The sequence below is a fragment of the Variovorax sp. FW301-JW7 genome (assembly GCF_058788795.1).
On sequence record NZ_JBYTBC010000003.1, the window covers coordinates 285,860 to 302,688 of the forward strand.

The following is a 16,829-nucleotide window of genomic DNA, read 5'->3' on the forward strand; positions in this document are numbered from 1 at the left end:
CATCGCCATCTGTTCCTAGAGTCGGGGCAACCCACCTGGAGACAGAGAAAAGATGAACGCACTCGAAGGCCTGAAGGTGCTGGAGCTCGGCCAGCTCATCGCCGGCCCCTTCGCCGGCAAGACGCTCGCCGAGTTCGGCGCCGACGTGATCAAGGTCGAGCCCGCCGGCGTCGGCGACCCGCTGCGCAAATGGCGGCTGTTGCGTGACGGCACTTCGGTGTGGTGGGAGGTGCAGTCGCGCAACAAGCGCTCCGTGTGCCTCGATCTGCGCAGCGCCGAAGGGCAGGAGGCCGTGCGCGCCCTGGCGCTCGAGGCCGATGTGCTGATCGAGAACTTCAAGCCCGGCACGCTCGAAGGCTGGGGCCTGGGCTGGGAGCAGCTGCATGCGCTGAACCCGCGGCTCATCATGCTGCGCATCTCGGGCTACGGGCAGACTGGTCCTTACCGCGACAAGCCGGGCTTCGGCGTGCTCGGCGAATCGATGGGCGGGCTGCGCTACCTCAGCGGCGAGCCGGGCCGGGTGCCGGTGCGCGTGGGCGTTTCGCTCGGCGACACGCTGGCCGCGCTGCATGGCGTGATCGGCGTGCTCACGGCGCTGCACCACCGCACCGCCCACGGCGGCGAGGGCCAGTTCATCGACGTGGCGCTCTACGAGTCGGTCTTCAACGTGATGGAAAGCCTGCTGCCCGAGTACGACGCCTTCGGCGCCGTGCGCGAGCGGGCCGGCAGCGCCCTGCCGGGCATCGCGCCGACCAACGCCTACCGCTGCAGCGACGGCCACTACGTGCTGGTGGCGGGCAACGGCGACAGCATCTTCCGCCGGCTGATGCGCGCCATCGACCGCGCGGACCTGGAGAACGACCCCGGCCTCGTGCACAACGACGGCCGCGTGCTGCGCGTGGAAGAGATCGATGCGGCCATCGAAGCCTGGACCCTGCAGCGCAGCCGCGACGAGGTGCTGGCCGTGCTCGACGCGGCGGGCGTGCCGGTGGGGCGCATCTACACGGTGGCCGACATCGCGACCGATCCGCAGTACCTGGCGCGCGAGATGATCGTGCAAGCGCGCGGCTCCGACGGCGCGCCGCTCAAGGTGCCGGGCGTGGTGCCCAAGCTCAGCGCCACGCCGGGGCGCATCGCGCATGCGGCGCCGCGCCTGGGCGAACACACGGCGGACCTGCGGGGCGCGGGCTGGCCGGTGCGTGGCGTGGAAAGCGAGGCCGTATGAAAACCGGCAACGGCACGCGGTTGTTCATCAACGAGGTCGCCACGCGCGACGGCTTCCAGATGGAAAGCCGCTTCATTCCCACGGACGACAAGGTCGCGCTCATCGACCGGCTGAGCACGCTCGGCTACGCCAAGATCGAGGTCACTTCGTTCACCTCGGCCCAGGCCATTCCCGCGCTGCGCGATGGCGAAGAAGTGATGCAGCGCATCGCGCGCCGGCCGGGCGTGGTCTACACCGCGCTCGTGCCGAATGTGCGCGGTGCCGAGCGCGCGCTCGAAAGCCGCATCGACGAATTCAACATCGTCATGTCGGTCAGCGAGACGCACAACCTCAGCAACCTGCGGATGACGCGCGAGCAGTCGTTCGCGCAACTGGCCGAGGTGATCGCGCTGGCCAGGCAGGCGAAGGTGCCGGTGAACGTGTCGCTCTCGTGCGTGTTCGGCTGTCCGATGGAAGGCGAGGTGCCGCTCGCAACGGTGCTCGGCTGGACCGACCGTTTCGCGGCGCTGGGCGTGCAGGGCATCACGCTGTGCGACACCACCGGCATGGCCTATCCCACGCAGGTGCAAGCCGTGTGCGAGGCCGTACGAGCACGGCACCCGGCCCTGGAATGGACGGCGCATTTCCACAACACGCGCGGCATGGGCCTGGCGAACACCATCGCCGCGGTCGAGGCGGGCATCCACCGGCTCGACATGTCGCTCGGCGGCATCGGCGGCTGCCCCTATGCGCCGGGCGCGACGGGCAATGTCGCGACCGAGGACGTGGTCCACATGCTGCAGTGCATGGGCTACGACACCGGCATGGACCTGGACGGCCTGATCGGCGAAGCGGCTGAACTCGAGTCGCTCGTGCTGCACGCGCTGCCCGGCCAGGTCTCGCGCGCCGGCCACCGGCTGACGCGGCACGCGCCGCCGGCCGATTTCAACGCCATCGTCGAGCGCGCAAAGGCGCGCCCCATCAAGAAGGAGAACGCATGATCGACCACCTGGATCACCTGGTGCTCACGACCGCCAACGAAGAAGCCTGCGTGCGCTTCTATGTCGAGGTGCTGGGCATGACGCTGGAAACCTTCGGTGCCGGCCGCAAGGCCTTTCGCTTCGGCAACCAGAAGATCAACCTGCACGTGAAGGGCCACGAGTTCGAGCCGAAGGCCGAGCTGCCCACGCCCGGTTCACTCGACCTGTGCTTCATCGCCAGCGTGCCGCTCGAAGAGGTCATCGCGCGGTTGCAAGCGCAGGGCGTGCCGATCCTCGAAGGGCCCGTGATGCGCACGGGCGCCACGTCGCGCATCCGCTCGGTCTACGTGCGCGACCCCGACCTGAATCTCATCGAGATATCGGAGCTGGCGCCCTGACGCGCGCAGCCTGAAGACAGCCCCAAAAAAATCCACCGGAGACAAACCCATGAAACCCGCTCACCGCCTGCTCGCGGTCGGCCTCGCGCTGGCCGCTGGCACCTCGCAGGCCGACACCTGGCCTTCCAAACCCCTGACCTTCGTGGTGCCCACGGCGCCCGCGGGCTCCACCGACATCATGGCGCGGCTGGTCGCCGACCCGCTGCAGCGCGCGCTGGGTCAGCCGGTCGTGGTCGACAACAAGCCCGGCGCCAGCGGCAACATCGGCACCGAGTTCGTGGCCCGCGCCGCGCCCGACGGCTACACGCTGCTGCTGCAGTACTCGGGCTACCACGTCGGCAACCCGTCGCTGTACCCGAACCTGCGCTGGAGCCCGACGAAAGACTTCGTGCCGGTGGCGATGGTGATGCGCGCGCCGCACGTGGTCGCGGTGAGCGGCAAGCTGCCGGTGACTTCGATGAAGGAGCTCATCGAGTACGGCAAGAAGAAGGAGGGCGGCCTGTTCTACGCCTCGTCGGGCAACGGCTCGATCCAGCACATCGCCGGCGAGCTGCTGTCGCGCCAGACCAAGCAGCCGGCCACGCACGTGCCCTACAAGGGCTCGGGGCCGGCCATCAACGACCTGGTGGCGGGCAATGTCGACATCTTCATCACCACGCCGCCCTCGGTCATCGGCCACTTCGCGGGCGGACGCATCAAGCCGCTGGCGTACACGGGCAGCAAGCGGCACGCGTCGATGCCGAACGTGCCGACCTCGGCCGAAGCCGGGTTGCCGGGCTACGAGGTCGAGTCGTGGTTCGCGGTGTTCGCCCCGGCGAAGACGCCGCCCGAAGTGGTGAACAAGCTCAGCGCCGAGATCAAGAAGATCGTCGAGAGCGAGGCCTTCCGCAAGAAGGTGGACGAGCAGGGCGCCTTCGCGACCTACATGGACCCGGCCACGCTGGGCAGGTTCGTCGACCAGGAACTCGCGGCCTGGTCGAAGGTGATCAAGGGCGCCGACATCAAGCCGGAGTGAAGGGCCCCGGCCAGGTTCAGGGCTTGACGCCCAGCACCGACAGGATCACCGCCGCAAGGCCGAGCGCCACGGGCACCTGGTGCCCGGCCAGCGCGCGGGCCTGGGCCACGGACAGCTTCGTATGCTGAAGGAGGTTCTTTTCCGAATGAAGGGGTGTGGACATGGTGTCTGCTCCTGTGTGGGCGAACGATGTGTTCGCGTGGGTTCCACGATAGGCCTCTCAACGGGCGATGGCGCATGGGTTTTGTCGACACGGCGTTTCCGTTTTCGCAACGATCCGGGACCTCTGGCAGGGAACTTCTGCCCAGAACTCAGAATGGAGTCATGCAACGGAAAGAACGAAACACTCACGCAACGGGTTTGACGATGCGCAGGGCCACCCCGGCGGATGCGGTGCCCTGGCCGCTCCTGTTCGACGCGGACGGCCCGCGCCCCGAGATCGAAAAGTACCTGCTGCGCGGCGAGCAATGGCTGGCCGAACAGGCCGGCAAAGTCGTCGGCCAGATGGTGCTCATGGCCACCCGCGTCGACACCTGGGAGATCATGAACATCGCCGTGGCCGAAGCCCACAAGGGCCAAGGCATCGGCACCGCGATGCTGAAGAAGGCGAAAGCCCTTGCCAGGCAGCGCGGCGCGCACCGGCTCGAAGTCGGCACGGGCAACAGCAGCCTGCGCGAGCTGGCCTTCTACCAGCGCTTCGGCTTTCGCATCGTCGGGGTCGACGTCGACTACTTCGTGCGCCGCTGGGGCAAGGCGACGAAGCAGAACGGCATCCCGCTGCGGGACCTGGTGCGCATGGAGATGGTGCTCTAGCGCGCCCCGCACCACGACCGCACTCAGTGTGCGCAGGACACTGGGTGCTTCCCGCAGCGAAATCAAGGAGGAGGCCGCAGGCCGGGGGACATCCGCGGAGGGAAGTACCCGGTGGCCTGGGCACGCGCCCTGAAAAGCATCACCCCGCGATGAGCTTCTGCACCAACTCCGCAGTCGTAGCCGCCGCGTACTTGCGCATCAACCGCGCCCGATGCAATTCGACCGTGCGGTGGCTGATGCCCAGCGCCTTCCCGATCTCCTTCGACGTCAGCCCGCGCATCACCTGCGCCGCCACCTCCCGCTCGCGCGGCGTGAGCTCCGCCTTCACCGCGCGTCGCGAGCCCAGGTCTTCGAAAGTCCAGATGCCGGCCTCGTGCGGCGCCGCGCGGTTCATCGCGTGCCCGGTGACGTGGCACCAGAAGGTCTCGCCGGCCAGCGCACCGTGCAGCCCGCCCAGGCGCTTCATCATGCGGTTGTCGGCATAGTGGCCGCTGGCGTTCAGAAAGGGCTCCATGCGCTTGCCGATGCGCTCGAACTCCGCCACGCTGGGGTACAGGATGCTGAACGAATGCCCGACCAGCGCGGAGGGCTCTGCGCCGAAAATTTCGCACACACGCTGGTTGCAGGCGACGATGGTGCGGTTGCTCGAGACCACCATGCCGACGGGTGCATGTTCAAAAGCCAGCCGGTAATCGATCTCGGGCATCGGGTGTCACCATTACGAAATACTACGTATACGAGTAGGTAGTATCGTTGAAGCCTTTCCCACCCACTCTCCACCACCCATCAAGGAGCCCGAGTGAACAAGATTTATCCCTCCGCAGACGCGGCACTCAAGGGGGTCGTGGCCGACGGGCAGACGCTCGCGGTCGGCGGCTTCGGCCTGTGCGGCATTCCCGAAGCGCTGATCGACGCGCTGAAGGATTCCGGCGTGCAGAACCTCACCGTCATCTCGAACAATGCGGGCGTCGACGGTTTCGGCCTCGGCAAGCTGCTCGAGACGCGCCAGATCAAGAAGATGATCGCGTCGTACGTGGGCGAGAACAAGGAGTTCGAGCGCCAGTACCTGGCCGGTGAACTGGCCCTCGAATTCACGCCCCAGGGCACGCTGGCCGAGAAGCTGCGCGCCGGCGGCGCCGGCATTCCGGCCTTCTTCACCAAGACCGGCGTGGGCACGCAAGTGGCCGAAGGCAAGGAGCTGCGCGAGTTCGGCGGCGAGACCTACGTCATGGAGCACTCGCTGGTGCCCGACGTGGCACTGGTCAAGGCCGACGTGGCCGACAAGGCCGGCAACCTGCGCTTCCGTCTCACGGCGCGCAACTTCAACCCCGCCGCCGCCATGGCCGGCAAGGTCTGCATCGTCGAGGTCGAGAAGATCGTCGAAGTGGGCGAGCTGGCCCCCGACGACATCCACCTGCCGGGCATCTACGTGCACCGCCTGGTGCTCAACGCCACGCCCGAGAAGCGCATCGAGAAGCGCACCGTGAGCGCCTCGGTCGATGCCGCCGCCGCCAAGGTCGAGGCCCAGACCGCCATCGCCCAGGCCGCCGCCGCCGGCAGCGAATCGGCCGTGAAGGCCGTCAACAAGAAAGAAGGAGCCTGAGATGCCCTGGACCCAAGACCAGATGGCGGCCCGCGCCGCCCAAGAACTCGAAGACGGCTTCTACGTCAACCTCGGCATCGGCATTCCGACCCTGGTGGCCAACCACACCGGCACCAAGGAAGTCTGGCTGCAGAGCGAAAACGGCATGCTCGGCATCGGCCCGTTCCCGACCGAAGACAACGTCGACGCCGATCTCATCAACGCCGGCAAGCAGACCGTCACCACGCTGCCCGGCTCGGCCATCTTCGGCAGCCATGACAGCTTCGCGATGATCCGCGGCGGCAAGATCAACCTGTCGATCCTGGGCGCGATGCAGGTCAGCGCCAAGGGCGATCTCGCCAACTGGATGATCCCCGGCAAGATGGTCAAGGGCATGGGCGGCGCCATGGACCTCGTGGCCGGCGTAAAGCGCGTGATCGTGCTGATGGAACACGTGGCCAAGAAGAAGGACGGCACCGAAGACCTGAAGATCCTCGAGCAATGCTCGCTGCCGCTGACCGGCGTGGGCGTGGTCGACCGCATCATCACCGACCTGGCCGTGATGGACGTCGTGCCCGAAGGCCTCAAGGTGATCGAGCTGGCGCCGGGCGTGAGCTTCGATGCGCTGCAGGCCAAGACCGGTGCGAAGCTGATCCAGTAAGCAGCCCGCACAAGGTCGCGAACGCAACGACAGCAACAAGGGCAGGGCCGCGCAAGCGGACCCTGCCTTTTTCATTTCCTCTTTCCCCTGAAGGGTTGACGCATGGCAACGAGTGAAGAAGTCCTGGCAGGTCTCTGGCAACTGGCGGGGCTGCCCGCCGAGGCGCTGGCCTTCGCGCGGCTCACGGGCGCCGACCCGGTGCTGCCGTCGTCCTTCGCGGTCGGCCTTGCGGCGCAGGCCAGCATCGCCGCCGCTGCGCTCGCAGCCTGCGAGCTGGGACACCGGCGCGGCGTGGCGCGGCAAGAGGTCGCGGTCGACACGCTGCACGCCGCGTTCGACTGCACGGGCTGGTTCAGCCTCGACGGCCGTGTGCCCGATCTGTGGGACACCTTCTCGGGCGTGTACCGCTGCGCCGACGGGTGGGTGCGCATCCACGCCAACTTCAAGCACCACCGCGAAGGCGCGCTGCGCCTCATGAAGCTGGACCCGGCCAACGCCACGCGCGCCGATGCCGAGGCCGCGATGGCCGGTTGGCGCGCGATCGATTTCGAAACGGCCGCCGCCGCGCAAGGCCTGGTGGCGACCGCGCTGCGCCGCTTCGACGAATGGGACGCGACGCCGCACGGGCAGGCGGTGGCGGCGCAGCCGCTCTTCACCATCGAGCGCATCGACGATGCGCCGCCGCGCGCGTTGCCGCCGCTGCGCGATGACCAGCGCCCGCTCGAAGGCCTGCGCGTGCTCGACCTCACACGCATCCTCGCGGGCCCGGTCGGCGGCCGGGCGCTGGCGGCGTACGGCGCCGACGTGATGCTGGTCAATTCGCCGAACCTGCCGAACATCGAATCCATCGCCGACACCAGCCGCGGCAAGCTCTCGACGCACGTGGACCTGTGCACGGATGAAGGTCGCGCCGTGCTGCACGGCCTCGTCGCCGACGCGCATGTCTTCGTGCAGGGCTACCGCCCCGGCGGCATCGCGGCGCTGGGCTTCGGCCCCGAGGCGCTGGCGCGCGAGCGGCCGGGCATCGTCTGCGTCTCGCTCACGGCCTACGGCACGCAGGGCCCGTGGGCCGGGCGGCGCGGCTTCGATTCGCTGGTGCAGACCGCCATGGGCTTCAACCATGCCGAGGGCGAGGCGGCGGGCGACGGCAAGCCGCGCCCGATGCCGATGCAGATCCTCGATGAAGCCAGCGGCTACCTGATCGCCCTGGGCGCCGCCGCGGCGCTGTGGCGCCAGCAGCAGGAGGGCGGCAGCTGGCATGTGCAGGTGTCGCTGGCGCAGACGGGGCAGTGGCTGCGCGGGTTGGGGCGCGTGCCCAACGGGTTGTCGATCGCGCGGCCCGGGGTCGAGCCGTATGCGGAGACTTCAGCGTCGGGCTTCGGCGAACTGGCAGCGGTGCGCCACAGCGCGCAGCTGTCGCGCACGCCGGCCGCCTGGCCGCGGCCGTCGATGCCGCCGGGCAGCCATCCGCCGGTGTGGCCCGCCGCCGCCGGGGAATGAGAAACTGGGAGCATGGCCTATCTAGACATCGACAACCTCCAGAGCATTTTTCTTGACGACGAGGCGCTGCGCGCACGGCATCTGCAGCGCCAGCCTTGCGGCGCTTTGCACCTCACCAGTGGCCGCATCGTGGCCTGCGATCCGCTGGTGCAGCCCGAGCGCGAGCCTTTCGTTCGCAGCGTGAGCGGGCGGGGCGCATTCCCCGTCGAGGTGCTGCAAGGCGGAGGCCGCCATGCGCTGGCCGTGCTGTGGCTGCGTGAGCGAGGCAGCCTGCAGGCGAACGATCTGCACTGGGAGGCGGCGCTGCTCGAAGGGCAGTCGCAGGACGAGCTCGGCAGCGACGAGTTCTATGGCTACCCCGTCGATGCTGGCGTTGGCTGCTTCATGGACGCCGACGGCGCCAAGGCCATGGCCGAGCGCGAGGCGCGCGAGTCCGCCACCAACCCCGAGTACGTGAGCTACTACGACGACGTGCTCGGCGCTGACCTGGCTTCGGCCGACATCGCCGACCACTACCCGCTGAGCACGGGCAGCGCGAACAACGTGCTGATCTTCAGCGCCGGCTGGGGCGACGGCAGCTACCCGAGCTTCTGGGCGCTCGACGCGGCGGGCGAGCCCGTGGCGCTCGTGACCGACTTCATGGTCATGCAGGGCGGCGACGCGCGCGACGAGGACGACAAGCGCAGCGACGCCTATGTGGCCAGTCTCTCACCGGAGAAACTGGCAGCGCTCGAGGCGTTGGGCGCGGCGGTGGTTCAAGGCGATGCGGCGGCGATCCAGCCCCTGCTCGACGGCGGGCTCGCGCAGCCCAACGAGATCATTCCCTCGCTCGGCGAGACCGCGATCATGAGCGCCATCCGCATGAACCAGCTGGACGCGCTGCGCGTGCTGCTGGCGGTGGTGCAGGGCCAACTGCCAATGCCGCCTCAGTTCTATCGCATGGACGAGGAAGAGAGCTACATCGACTACGCGCGCCGGCTCAAGAAGCCGCGCGTGGAAGGGCTGATCGAGCTGCTGGAAAAGGCGGCGGCGCCGGCGCCGGCGGCCAAGCCTGGGTTCCTGAAGCGCCTGTTTTCCTGAGCGAGCGAACGTTCCGGTATAGGGCAGGCATGAGGGCCGTCCGGCTTGCAGCTCGTCAACTGTTGCTGGATACCTGTTGGGCAAAAGCTCGGTGCCGGAATCTGGTGGTCTGCAGACTTCGCGAGCGTCGTTGTCAACCGCGTAGGAGCCGATATTGCCTGCCATCGACACCGAGACTTCTAACCGGCCGATGAGAGGCCTGCGCTAGGCCGTTCTCGCGACGTCAGCGAGGTAGACCGCTGCATCGTTCGCACTGACAAAACGACGAGCGACTACGTTGCGTTGGCTCGCTTCGTTGGCAACAAAGTCCCATGATTCGTGCAGGGCGTCGTGTTGGCGTCTTGTGTATGTATCGCCGGGATCGCGATAGCCAATGAGGATCTCCGTCCGGTGAAACTGCATGGGGCGTTCACGTCGCAGTACCTCTAGGTCGAACAGCTTCAACTTCAGCGCACGCACGTCTGCGGACACGCTGCGTCCTGGTCGCAGAACGCCAAATTGCGCTACATAGTCGCCGTACACGAAACCCAAGCGTGCCTTCTTTCGATGAGTCAACGGGACAGCAACGTTGAACGCGCTGGAGAGCTGATCGATTTGAGTCGCCATGAGAACGCCGCTTTGGACCTTCTCTGCCCACTCCTCGAAGGCTTTTCTTGCTTCAGCGTCAGGCGGCTCATTGGCCGTGGCTCCGAAATTGGAGATCGAGAAAGCAGATGACAGACGAAGTGCAATTCCGAAAACCTCGTTCAGGTCACGCGCAACGCAATCGCGTTCGTGCCCGAGTGCCATTCCGCCGAAAGGCAACTCGAGCTGTGAGACCGGTACGGCCTCATCGAGTTGTCGGCGAATTTCAAGCACAGTTTGCCCCACGATGAGCAGCATTCCTTTGCCCGCGCTGCCGAAGAGGCTGGCGAGCATCGCAGGCTGAATTGCCTGGCGCACTGTGGCTTGCCCGCTTGAGGCGCGCACAACCACAGCGACGGTGAGGGTCTCGCCGGAACCAGGAACAGTTTCCAGCATGACTGGCCACCAGTGCGCCTCAAATAGAGGTAGTTCCGCTGGAGTCATTGGATGTCGAATTGGGGCTTGAGTGTTGCTGCAAGTGTGCTTGCTCTGGCAGGACACGGTGACTCAGAAGATAGTCGAGATGCTGCAGTCTGTCCCGCAAAAACTGTATCACCTCACTGTAGAGGCGTTGACCATCCTGGACAGCTCCGAGCTCTGGAGGCACGCGACCGAGGTGCGCGCGTTGGGCTGGTTGCGCGCGTGCGCGCAGTGCTTTCAAGAGTTCTGCTCGCTCACCCAGTGAAAGGGTTTCGGCGAGCCGCATCGCGAGCCAGTTTGTTGCCGATGCGTCGGCAGCGATACCACCTTCCAGGGCGGCTTCATGGTCAATAAGCCAGACACCGCCCTCCGGGTCAAATACAACATCTCCAGGCCCACGCACACTATTGACAATCCACTCGTCAAGTACCGCCGCACCTTCTGCGCATTTCGCCTTCTTCAGCATCTCCAACATGATGTTCAAGCTGTGCACGGGGCGTGCAAGACCGCGCGGTCCGACCTGCTCGCATCCAAACCGCAACGCGACTGGACCTCTCGCACCACCGACGTGATGGGGGGCAACGGAGACTAAGTAGGGCTGAGGACAAGGGAGTCCCATGCAGATACCAACTTGCGCGGCAACAAGCTCGGCGACCATTTGCCGAACGGTCAGCGCTGGCTTCACGTAGAGCATCACGTCCTTCGATCCACTGAAGGCCGGGCAGAGCCAGACCTCGTTTCGCGATCCCCCAAATCGGACACCTGGCGAGTGCACTGACGCCGCCAGAATTTCGGGGAAATCGAGACTGGGAAACGGGACTACGTTGGTGGCTTTTGCCATGTCGCCTCGGTTTTTTGGGTCGCCTACGTATTCTTACATGTGGGGCTGGGCTTCGGGGACACCCCCTCCTTGCATCGGCAGGCTGTAGAGCAGGGTGCTGCGGCGGACTTGGCGCGCCCCTTCGTTTTGAACAGTCAAGGATTCCTTGACTGTTGCTTCCATCGTCAATTCCTGTTCCGCCAGGATGTTCTTTGCATGGAGGCTGACGTTCTGCTTCGTGGTGGCAAAGAGCTCGGCAATTTCCACCTGCGTAAGCCAGACGTTGCCATCAAGTGCGCGCAGCTGAATTCGGGTCAGGCCGTCATCGGTCTGATAAAGGATCAATTCACTGCGCATGCTGTGAGTTCTTTCTGCACGAAGGATTCGAGTTCTTGATGGACTCGCAGCAGATGCTGCGTGCGGGTGAGGCGGTCATTTTGTGTCCACTGCGCCATCAGGCAAGAGGAACGGCTGTCGCGCCGTGGCAGTTTCGCGCAGGAATTCCCACACAACCCGCATGCGTGCCAAGTGCTTGGTTTCCGCGGGCATCGACATCCAGAAAGTCCGTGTGAAATTTGCCTGCGCGGGGAGCACCGTACGCAACCCTTTGTCGCCCTCGGCAATGAACGCCGGCAGCACTGCAATCCCCGCACCCGCCGCCACCGCCCGGTGCTGCGCCAGCACGCTGGTGCTGCGCAGCGCAAAGCTGTCGGGGCGGTGCAGTTCGTCCAGGTACTGCAGCTCCTTGCTGAACAGCAGGTCGTCCACGTAGCTGATGAAGGTGTGGCCGCGCAGGTCTTCGCGGGTCTTGATGGGCTTGTGCGCGGCCAGGTACTGCTTGGACGCGTAGAGGCGCAGCGTGTAGTCGGTGAGCTTGGTCACCACCACCGGCCCGCGCGCCGGCCGTTCGAGCGAGATCACGATGTCGGCCTCGCGCCGCGACAGGTGCACCAGCCGCGGCATCGCGAGCAGGTCGATCGTGAGCTTCGGGTGCTGCACCGCGAACAGCGCGAGTTGCGGCGCCAGCACCACGGTGCCGAAGCCCTCCGTGGCACCGATGCGCACCAGCCCCGACAGCCCTTCCTGCGACGCCGGCGCGGTGCTCTCCACGGCCTGGAAGGCGCTCTCCATCGCCTCGACCTGGGGCTGCAACCGGCGGCCCGCCTCGGTGAGCCGGTGGCCGCCGGCCTCGCGCGAAAAGAGGGGTGCGCCCACCTCCTTTTCGAGCGCCTGGATGCGCCGCGCGACAGTGGTGTGGTCGACCTCCAGCCGGCGCGCCGCGCTCATCAGCGTGCCCGAGCGGGCGAGTTCGAGAAAGTAGCGCAGGTTGTCCCAGTCCATGTGCGTGCGGCCTCGTGCGGGGTGGCGTGCGGTGCTTTGCATTTTTGCAAAGCGATGACGCATATTTGTCTATTGTCATGGCAAATCTGCAAAGCTAGGATGCAGGCTGCACCGGCCCACACCGGCACCGTATTCACAGGAGACAAACCCCCATGGACGCCACCACCACCCCCTCGACCCAGGTCGCCACCGTCAAGCTGCTCATCGGCGGCAAGTTCGTCGAATCGAAGACCACCGAATGGCGCGACGTCGTCAACCCGGCCACGCAGCAGGTGCTGGCCCGCGTGCCCTTCGCCACGCAAGCCGAGCTCGACGCTGCCGTGGCCTCTGCCAAGGAAGCCTTCAAGACCTGGCGCAAGACCCCCCTCGGCGCGCGCGCCCGCATCTTCCTGAAGCTGCAGCAGCTCATCCGCGAGAACATGGGTGAACTCGCCGCGATCCTCACGGCCGAGCAGGGCAAGACGCTGCCGGACGCCGAAGGCGATGTGTTCCGCGGCCTCGAAGTGGTCGAGCACGCCTCGAACATCGGCAACCTGCAACTGGGCGAGCTGGCCAACAACGTGGCCAACGGCGTCGACACCTACACGCTGCTGCAGCCGCTGGGCGTGTGCGCCGGCATCACGCCGTTCAACTTCCCGGCCATGATTCCGCTGTGGATGTTCCCGATGGCCATCGTCACCGGCAACACCTTCGTGCTCAAGCCCTCCGAGCAGGACCCGATGGTCACGATGCGCCTGTGCGAACTGGCGCTCGAAGCCGGCGTGCCGCCCGGCGTGCTGAACGTGGTGCACGGCGGCGAAGCCGTCGTCAACGGCATCTGCGACCACAAGGACATCAAGGCGATCAGCTTCGTCGGCTCGACCAAGGTCGGCACGCACGTCTACAACCGCGCCACGCTGGCCGGCAAGCGCGCGCAATGCATGATGGGCGCGAAGAACCACGCCATCGTGATGCCCGACGCCAACAAGGAACAGACGCTCAACGCACTGGCCGGCGCGAGCTTCGGTGCCGCCGGTCAGCGCTGCATGGCCGTGTCGGTCGCGGTGCTGGTGGGCGAGGCGCGCAACTGGGTGCCCGAACTCATCGAGAAGGCCAAGACGCTGAAGATCGGCGCGGGCAATGAAAAGGGCGTGGACGTGGGCCCGCTGGTCTCGTGCGCAGCGTACGACCGCGTGAACAGCCTGATCGAACGCGGCGAAGCCGATGGCGCCAAGCTCGTGCTCGACGGCCGCAAGCCCACCGTGCCCGGCTACGAGAAGGGCAACTTCGTCGGCCCGACGATCTTCACCGGCGTGAAGCCCGGCATGACGATCTACGAACAGGAAGTGTTCGGCCCCGTGCTGTGCATCGCCGACGCCGAGACCATCGACGAGGCCATCGACCTGATCAACAGCAACCCGAACGGCAACGGCACGGCGATCTTCACGCAGTCGGGCGCCGCGGCGCGTCGCTTCCAGGAAGACATCGACGTGGGCCAGGTCGGCATCAACGTGCCGATTCCGGTGCCGGTCCCGATGTTCTCGTTCACCGGTTCGCGCGCTTCGAAGCTCGGCGACCTGGGCCCGTACGGCAAGCAGGTCATCATGTTCTACACGCAGACCAAGACCGTGACGGCACGCTGGTTCGACGACAGCACCGTCTCGCACGGCGTCAACACCACGATCAGCCTCAAGTGAGGCAGGGGCTTCGCGTCGCAGCCTGGGCCGCCACGGCGGCGCTTGCCTTGCTGGCCGGCGGGGCGCAGGCGGCCGGCTCCGACGAGCCGCTCGACTGCAACCCCAACGGCAACCAGCAGCAGATGAACGACTGCGCGCTGCGCGATTTCCGCGCGGCCGACGCCGAGCTCAACATCCGCTACGGCGAGGTGATGAAGACGCTCTCGCCGCAGATGCGCGTCGCGCTGCGCACCGAGCAGCGGACCTGGCTCAAGGGCCGCGACCCCGGGTGCAAGCGGGCCGCGAAGGCGAACGAAGGCGGCTCGATCTGGCCGCTGGTGTTCAACGCGTGCCTGGAAAAATCGACCCGCAAACGCACCGCCGAACTGGACCTCTGGAAGGGTCGTCAACCATGAATTTCGAACTGTCCGAAGAACAGAACGCCTTTGCACAGACCGCGCGCGATTTCGCGCAGGCCGAGTTCGCACCGCACGCCGCGCAGTGGGACGCCGAGGCGGTCTTTCCGCGCGAGGCCATCGCCAAGGCCGGTGAGCTGGGCTTCTGCGGCCTGTACGCGCCCGAGCGCATCGGTGGCCTGGGCCTGCCGCGGCTCGACTCGGCGCTGGTGTTCGAGGAAATGGCCGCGGTCGACCCCTCGACCACCGCCTTCATCACGATCCACAACATGGCGACGTGGATGCTCGGCACCTGGGCCACCGACGCGGTGGCGCAGCAGTGGGGCGAAGACCTCACGAGCGGGCGCAAGCTGGCGTCGTACTGCCTGACCGAACCGGGCGCGGGCTCCGACGCGGGTTCGCTGAAGACGCGCGCCGAGCTGCAAGGTGCCGAGTACGTGATCAACGGCAACAAGGCCTTCATCTCCGGCGCCGGCTCGACCGACGTGCTGGTGCTCATGGCCCGCACGGGCGGCGCGGGCGCCAGCGGCATCTCGGCCTTCGCGGTGCCGGCCGACGCGCCCGGCGTGAGCTACGGCAAGAAGGAGCACAAGATGGGCTGGAACAGCCAGCCCACGCGCACCATCAACTTCGACAACGTGCGCGTGCCGGCGCAGAACCTGCTGGGCAAGGAAGGCGAGGGCTTTCGCATCGCCATGAAGGGCCTGGACGGCGGGCGCATCAACATCGCGACCTGCTCGGTGGGCGCGGCGCAGGGTGCGCTCGATGCGGCGCGCCGCTACCTGCACGAGCGCCAGCAGTTCGGCAAGCCGATCGCGAGCTTCCAGGCGCTGCAGTTCAAGCTGGCCGACATGGCGACCGAGCTGGTGGCCGCACGGCAGATGGTGCGGCTGGCCGCCAGCAAGCTCGATGCGGGCCATGTGGACGCGAGCACCTATTGCGCGATGGCCAAGCGCTTCGCGACCGATGCGGGCTTCAATGTCTGCAACGACGCGCTGCAGCTGCACGGCGGCTACGGCTACCTGAGCGAGTTCCCGCTCGAGCGCCTGGTGCGCGACACGCGCGTGCACCAGATCCTCGAAGGCACCAACGAAATCATGCGCGTCATCGTTGCGCGAAAATTGCTGGAAGGCGACAGCGACATCCGCTGACCCCGCCGCACCCAGGACCTGAAAACAATGACCGACAACGTAGTTCTCTTCAACGAAATCAAGACCGCCGGCGGCCAGCGTTTTGCTGTGGCCACGCTCAATGCGCCGGCTTCGCTCAACGCACTGTCCGTGGACATGGTGCGCCTGCTCACGCCCAAGCTGCGCGAATGGGCGGCCGACGCGGGCATCGTCGGCGTGCTGCTCGACGCGGCGGGCGAGAAGGCCTTCTGCGCCGGCGGCGACCTGCGCCAGCTGTATCAGACGCTGCTCGACTGCGGCCCCGCGCGCAACACCTACGCCGAAGACTTCTTCCGCGAGGAGTACGAGCTCGATCACCTGATCCACACCCTCCCCAAGCCCTTCCTGTGCTGGGGCCACGGCATCGTGATGGGCGGCGGCGTGGGCCTGCTGGCGGGCGCCTCGCACCGCGTGATGACGCTGCAAAGCCGCATCGCCATGCCCGAGATCAACATCGGCCTGTACCCCGACGTGGGCGGCAGCTGGTTCCTGCGCCGCACGCCGGGCCGCACGGGCCTGTTCCTGGCGCTCACGGCCGCCAACATCAACGCGCACGACACCATCTTCTGCGGCCTGGCCGACGTGCTGGTGCCGCAGGAGCGCAAGGGCGCGGTGATCGAGGCCATCGCGTCCACGCAGTGGGCCGGCGGCGACGCCAAGGCCGACCGTGCCACGCTGTCGCGCATCCTGGCCCAGGCGGGCGAGGGCGCCGAGATGCCCGCGTCGAAGGTGCGTGAGCACTACGACACCATCAACGCGCTGATGGCCGGCGACGACCTGCTCGACATCGCCAGGCGCCTGCGCGACGTGCAAAGCGACGACGCCTGGCTGCAGACTGCGTCGAAGACCTTCACCAAGGGTGCGCCGAGCTCCATCGCGCTGAGCTTCGAGCTCTGGCAGCGCGTGCCGCGCATGTCGCTGGCCGAGGTGTTCCGCCTCGAGTACTGGGCCTCGCTGGGCTTCTGCGCGAACAAGGATTTCGCCGAAGGCATCCGCGCCGTGCTGGTCGACAAGGACCGCAACCCGCGCTGGAACCCCGCCACGCTCGAAGAGATCACGCCGGCCTTCGTCGACGACCACCTGCGTCCGCGCGGCGAGATGCCGGCGGAGCTGGCCTCGCTGACCTGACCGGCCCCATTCCCTGCACAGAA

19 protein-coding genes are annotated in these 16,829 nt (G+C 66.8%); 13 read left to right on the forward strand and 6 right to left on the reverse strand.

What is annotated here, in order from left to right; translation table 11 throughout:
* Positions 1-52 precede the first annotated feature (52 nt).
* The 4 genes from AC3WQM_RS09800 to AC3WQM_RS09815 are packed head-to-tail and all read left to right on the forward strand — an operon-like array spanning position 53 to position 3,597.
* Positions 53-1,225, forward strand: coding sequence for a CaiB/BaiF CoA transferase family protein (locus tag AC3WQM_RS09800; protein ID WP_492678319.1), 1,173 nt, complete (start codon positions 53-55; stop codon positions 1,223-1,225).
* Positions 1,222-2,205 (forward strand): hydroxymethylglutaryl-CoA lyase, encoded by a 984-nt coding sequence (locus tag AC3WQM_RS09805; protein WP_492678321.1) that lies wholly within the window; start codon positions 1,222-1,224, stop codon positions 2,203-2,205. The genes AC3WQM_RS09800 and AC3WQM_RS09805 overlap by 4 nt, the downstream gene beginning before the upstream one ends.
* The gene (locus AC3WQM_RS09810) at positions 2,202-2,582 is read left to right on the forward strand and encodes a VOC family protein (protein ID WP_492678323.1); all 381 of its coding nucleotides are present in this window, start codon (positions 2,202-2,204) and stop codon (positions 2,580-2,582) included. The genes AC3WQM_RS09805 and AC3WQM_RS09810 overlap by 4 nt, the downstream gene beginning before the upstream one ends.
* A 49-nt stretch (positions 2,583-2,631) precedes the next feature.
* Positions 2,632-3,597: a Bug family tripartite tricarboxylate transporter substrate binding protein gene (locus AC3WQM_RS09815; RefSeq protein WP_492678325.1), complete on the forward strand. Its 966-nt coding sequence runs from the start codon at positions 2,632-2,634 to the stop codon at positions 3,595-3,597.
* 16 nt (positions 3,598-3,613) lie between these two features.
* Here the strand turns inward: AC3WQM_RS09815 and AC3WQM_RS09820 are convergent, their stop codons facing one another.
* Positions 3,614-3,760 (reverse strand): hypothetical protein, encoded by a 147-nt coding sequence (locus AC3WQM_RS09820; RefSeq protein ID WP_492678327.1) that lies wholly within the window; start codon positions 3,758-3,760, stop codon positions 3,614-3,616.
* Positions 3,761-3,963: 203 nt separating this feature from the next.
* On the opposite strand from AC3WQM_RS09820, the gene AC3WQM_RS09825 reads away from it, so the two are divergent.
* Complete coding sequence (locus AC3WQM_RS09825; protein WP_492678329.1) at positions 3,964-4,410, forward strand: GNAT family N-acetyltransferase; 447 nt, start codon at positions 3,964-3,966, stop codon at positions 4,408-4,410.
* Positions 4,411-4,549: 139 nt separating this feature from the next.
* On the opposite strand, the gene AC3WQM_RS09830 is transcribed toward AC3WQM_RS09825, so the two are convergent.
* Positions 4,550-5,116: a LuxR C-terminal-related transcriptional regulator gene (locus AC3WQM_RS09830; protein WP_062476432.1), complete on the reverse strand. Its 567-nt coding sequence runs from the start codon at positions 5,114-5,116 to the stop codon at positions 4,550-4,552.
* 93 nt (positions 5,117-5,209) lie between these two features.
* Between AC3WQM_RS09830 and AC3WQM_RS09835 the strand changes: the two genes are divergently transcribed.
* The 4 genes from AC3WQM_RS09835 (at position 5,210) to AC3WQM_RS09850 (ending at position 9,233) form a co-directional block, all read left to right on the forward strand.
* Positions 5,210-6,013 (forward strand): CoA transferase subunit A, encoded by an 804-nt coding sequence (locus AC3WQM_RS09835; RefSeq protein WP_062476435.1) that lies wholly within the window; start codon positions 5,210-5,212, stop codon positions 6,011-6,013.
* Between the two features lies 1 nt (position 6,014).
* Positions 6,015-6,653 (forward strand): 3-oxoacid CoA-transferase subunit B, encoded by a 639-nt coding sequence (locus AC3WQM_RS09840; protein ID WP_056573812.1) that lies wholly within the window; start codon positions 6,015-6,017, stop codon positions 6,651-6,653.
* Between the two features lie 102 nt (positions 6,654-6,755).
* Positions 6,756-8,153 (forward strand): CoA transferase, encoded by a 1,398-nt coding sequence (locus tag AC3WQM_RS09845; protein ID WP_492678331.1) that lies wholly within the window; start codon positions 6,756-6,758, stop codon positions 8,151-8,153.
* 12 nt (positions 8,154-8,165) lie between these two features.
* Entirely contained in the window at positions 8,166-9,233 is a 1,068-nt protein-coding gene (locus AC3WQM_RS09850) for a DUF4241 domain-containing protein (protein WP_492678333.1), read from the forward strand.
* A gap of 204 nt (positions 9,234-9,437) precedes the next feature.
* On the opposite strand, the gene AC3WQM_RS09855 is transcribed toward AC3WQM_RS09850, so the two are convergent.
* From AC3WQM_RS09855 to AC3WQM_RS09870, 4 genes are all read right to left on the reverse strand, one after another.
* A complete protein-coding gene (locus tag AC3WQM_RS09855) occupies positions 9,438-10,253 on the reverse strand; it encodes a hypothetical protein (protein WP_492678335.1) in 816 nt (271 codons plus the stop codon).
* Positions 10,254-10,272: 19 nt separating this feature from the next.
* Positions 10,273-11,118, reverse strand: a complete 846-nt coding sequence (locus AC3WQM_RS09860; protein WP_492678337.1) for a hypothetical protein — start codon at positions 11,116-11,118, stop codon at positions 10,273-10,275.
* Between the two features lie 33 nt (positions 11,119-11,151).
* On the reverse strand, positions 11,152-11,454 hold the full coding sequence (locus AC3WQM_RS09865; protein ID WP_492678339.1) for a virulence RhuM family protein: 303 nt from the start codon (positions 11,452-11,454) through the stop codon (positions 11,152-11,154).
* Between the two features lie 75 nt (positions 11,455-11,529).
* Positions 11,530-12,438 carry a LysR family transcriptional regulator gene (locus AC3WQM_RS09870; RefSeq protein WP_492678341.1) on the reverse strand — a complete coding sequence of 303 codons (909 nt, stop codon included), beginning with the start codon at positions 12,436-12,438 and terminating at the stop codon, positions 11,530-11,532.
* Between the two features lie 152 nt (positions 12,439-12,590).
* Here AC3WQM_RS09870 and AC3WQM_RS09875 point away from each other — a divergent pair, with 152 nt between their 5' ends.
* Genes AC3WQM_RS09875 through AC3WQM_RS09890 form a run of 4 tightly spaced genes read left to right on the forward strand, consistent with a single transcriptional unit; the run spans position 12,591 to position 16,806 of the window.
* Positions 12,591-14,114: a CoA-acylating methylmalonate-semialdehyde dehydrogenase gene (locus tag AC3WQM_RS09875; protein WP_492678343.1), complete on the forward strand. Its 1,524-nt coding sequence runs from the start codon at positions 12,591-12,593 to the stop codon at positions 14,112-14,114.
* A complete protein-coding gene (locus tag AC3WQM_RS09880) occupies positions 14,111-14,509 on the forward strand; it encodes a lysozyme inhibitor LprI family protein (protein ID WP_492678345.1) in 399 nt (132 codons plus the stop codon). The genes AC3WQM_RS09875 and AC3WQM_RS09880 overlap by 4 nt, the downstream gene beginning before the upstream one ends.
* Positions 14,506-15,660: an acyl-CoA dehydrogenase family protein gene (locus AC3WQM_RS09885; protein ID WP_095744914.1), complete on the forward strand. Its 1,155-nt coding sequence runs from the start codon at positions 14,506-14,508 to the stop codon at positions 15,658-15,660. Before AC3WQM_RS09880 ends, AC3WQM_RS09885 begins: the two co-directional genes overlap by 4 nt.
* 27 nt (positions 15,661-15,687) lie before the next feature.
* Entirely contained in the window at positions 15,688-16,806 is a 1,119-nt protein-coding gene (locus AC3WQM_RS09890; protein ID WP_492678347.1) for an enoyl-CoA hydratase/isomerase family protein, read from the forward strand.
* The last annotated feature ends 23 nt before the right edge of the window (positions 16,807-16,829 follow it).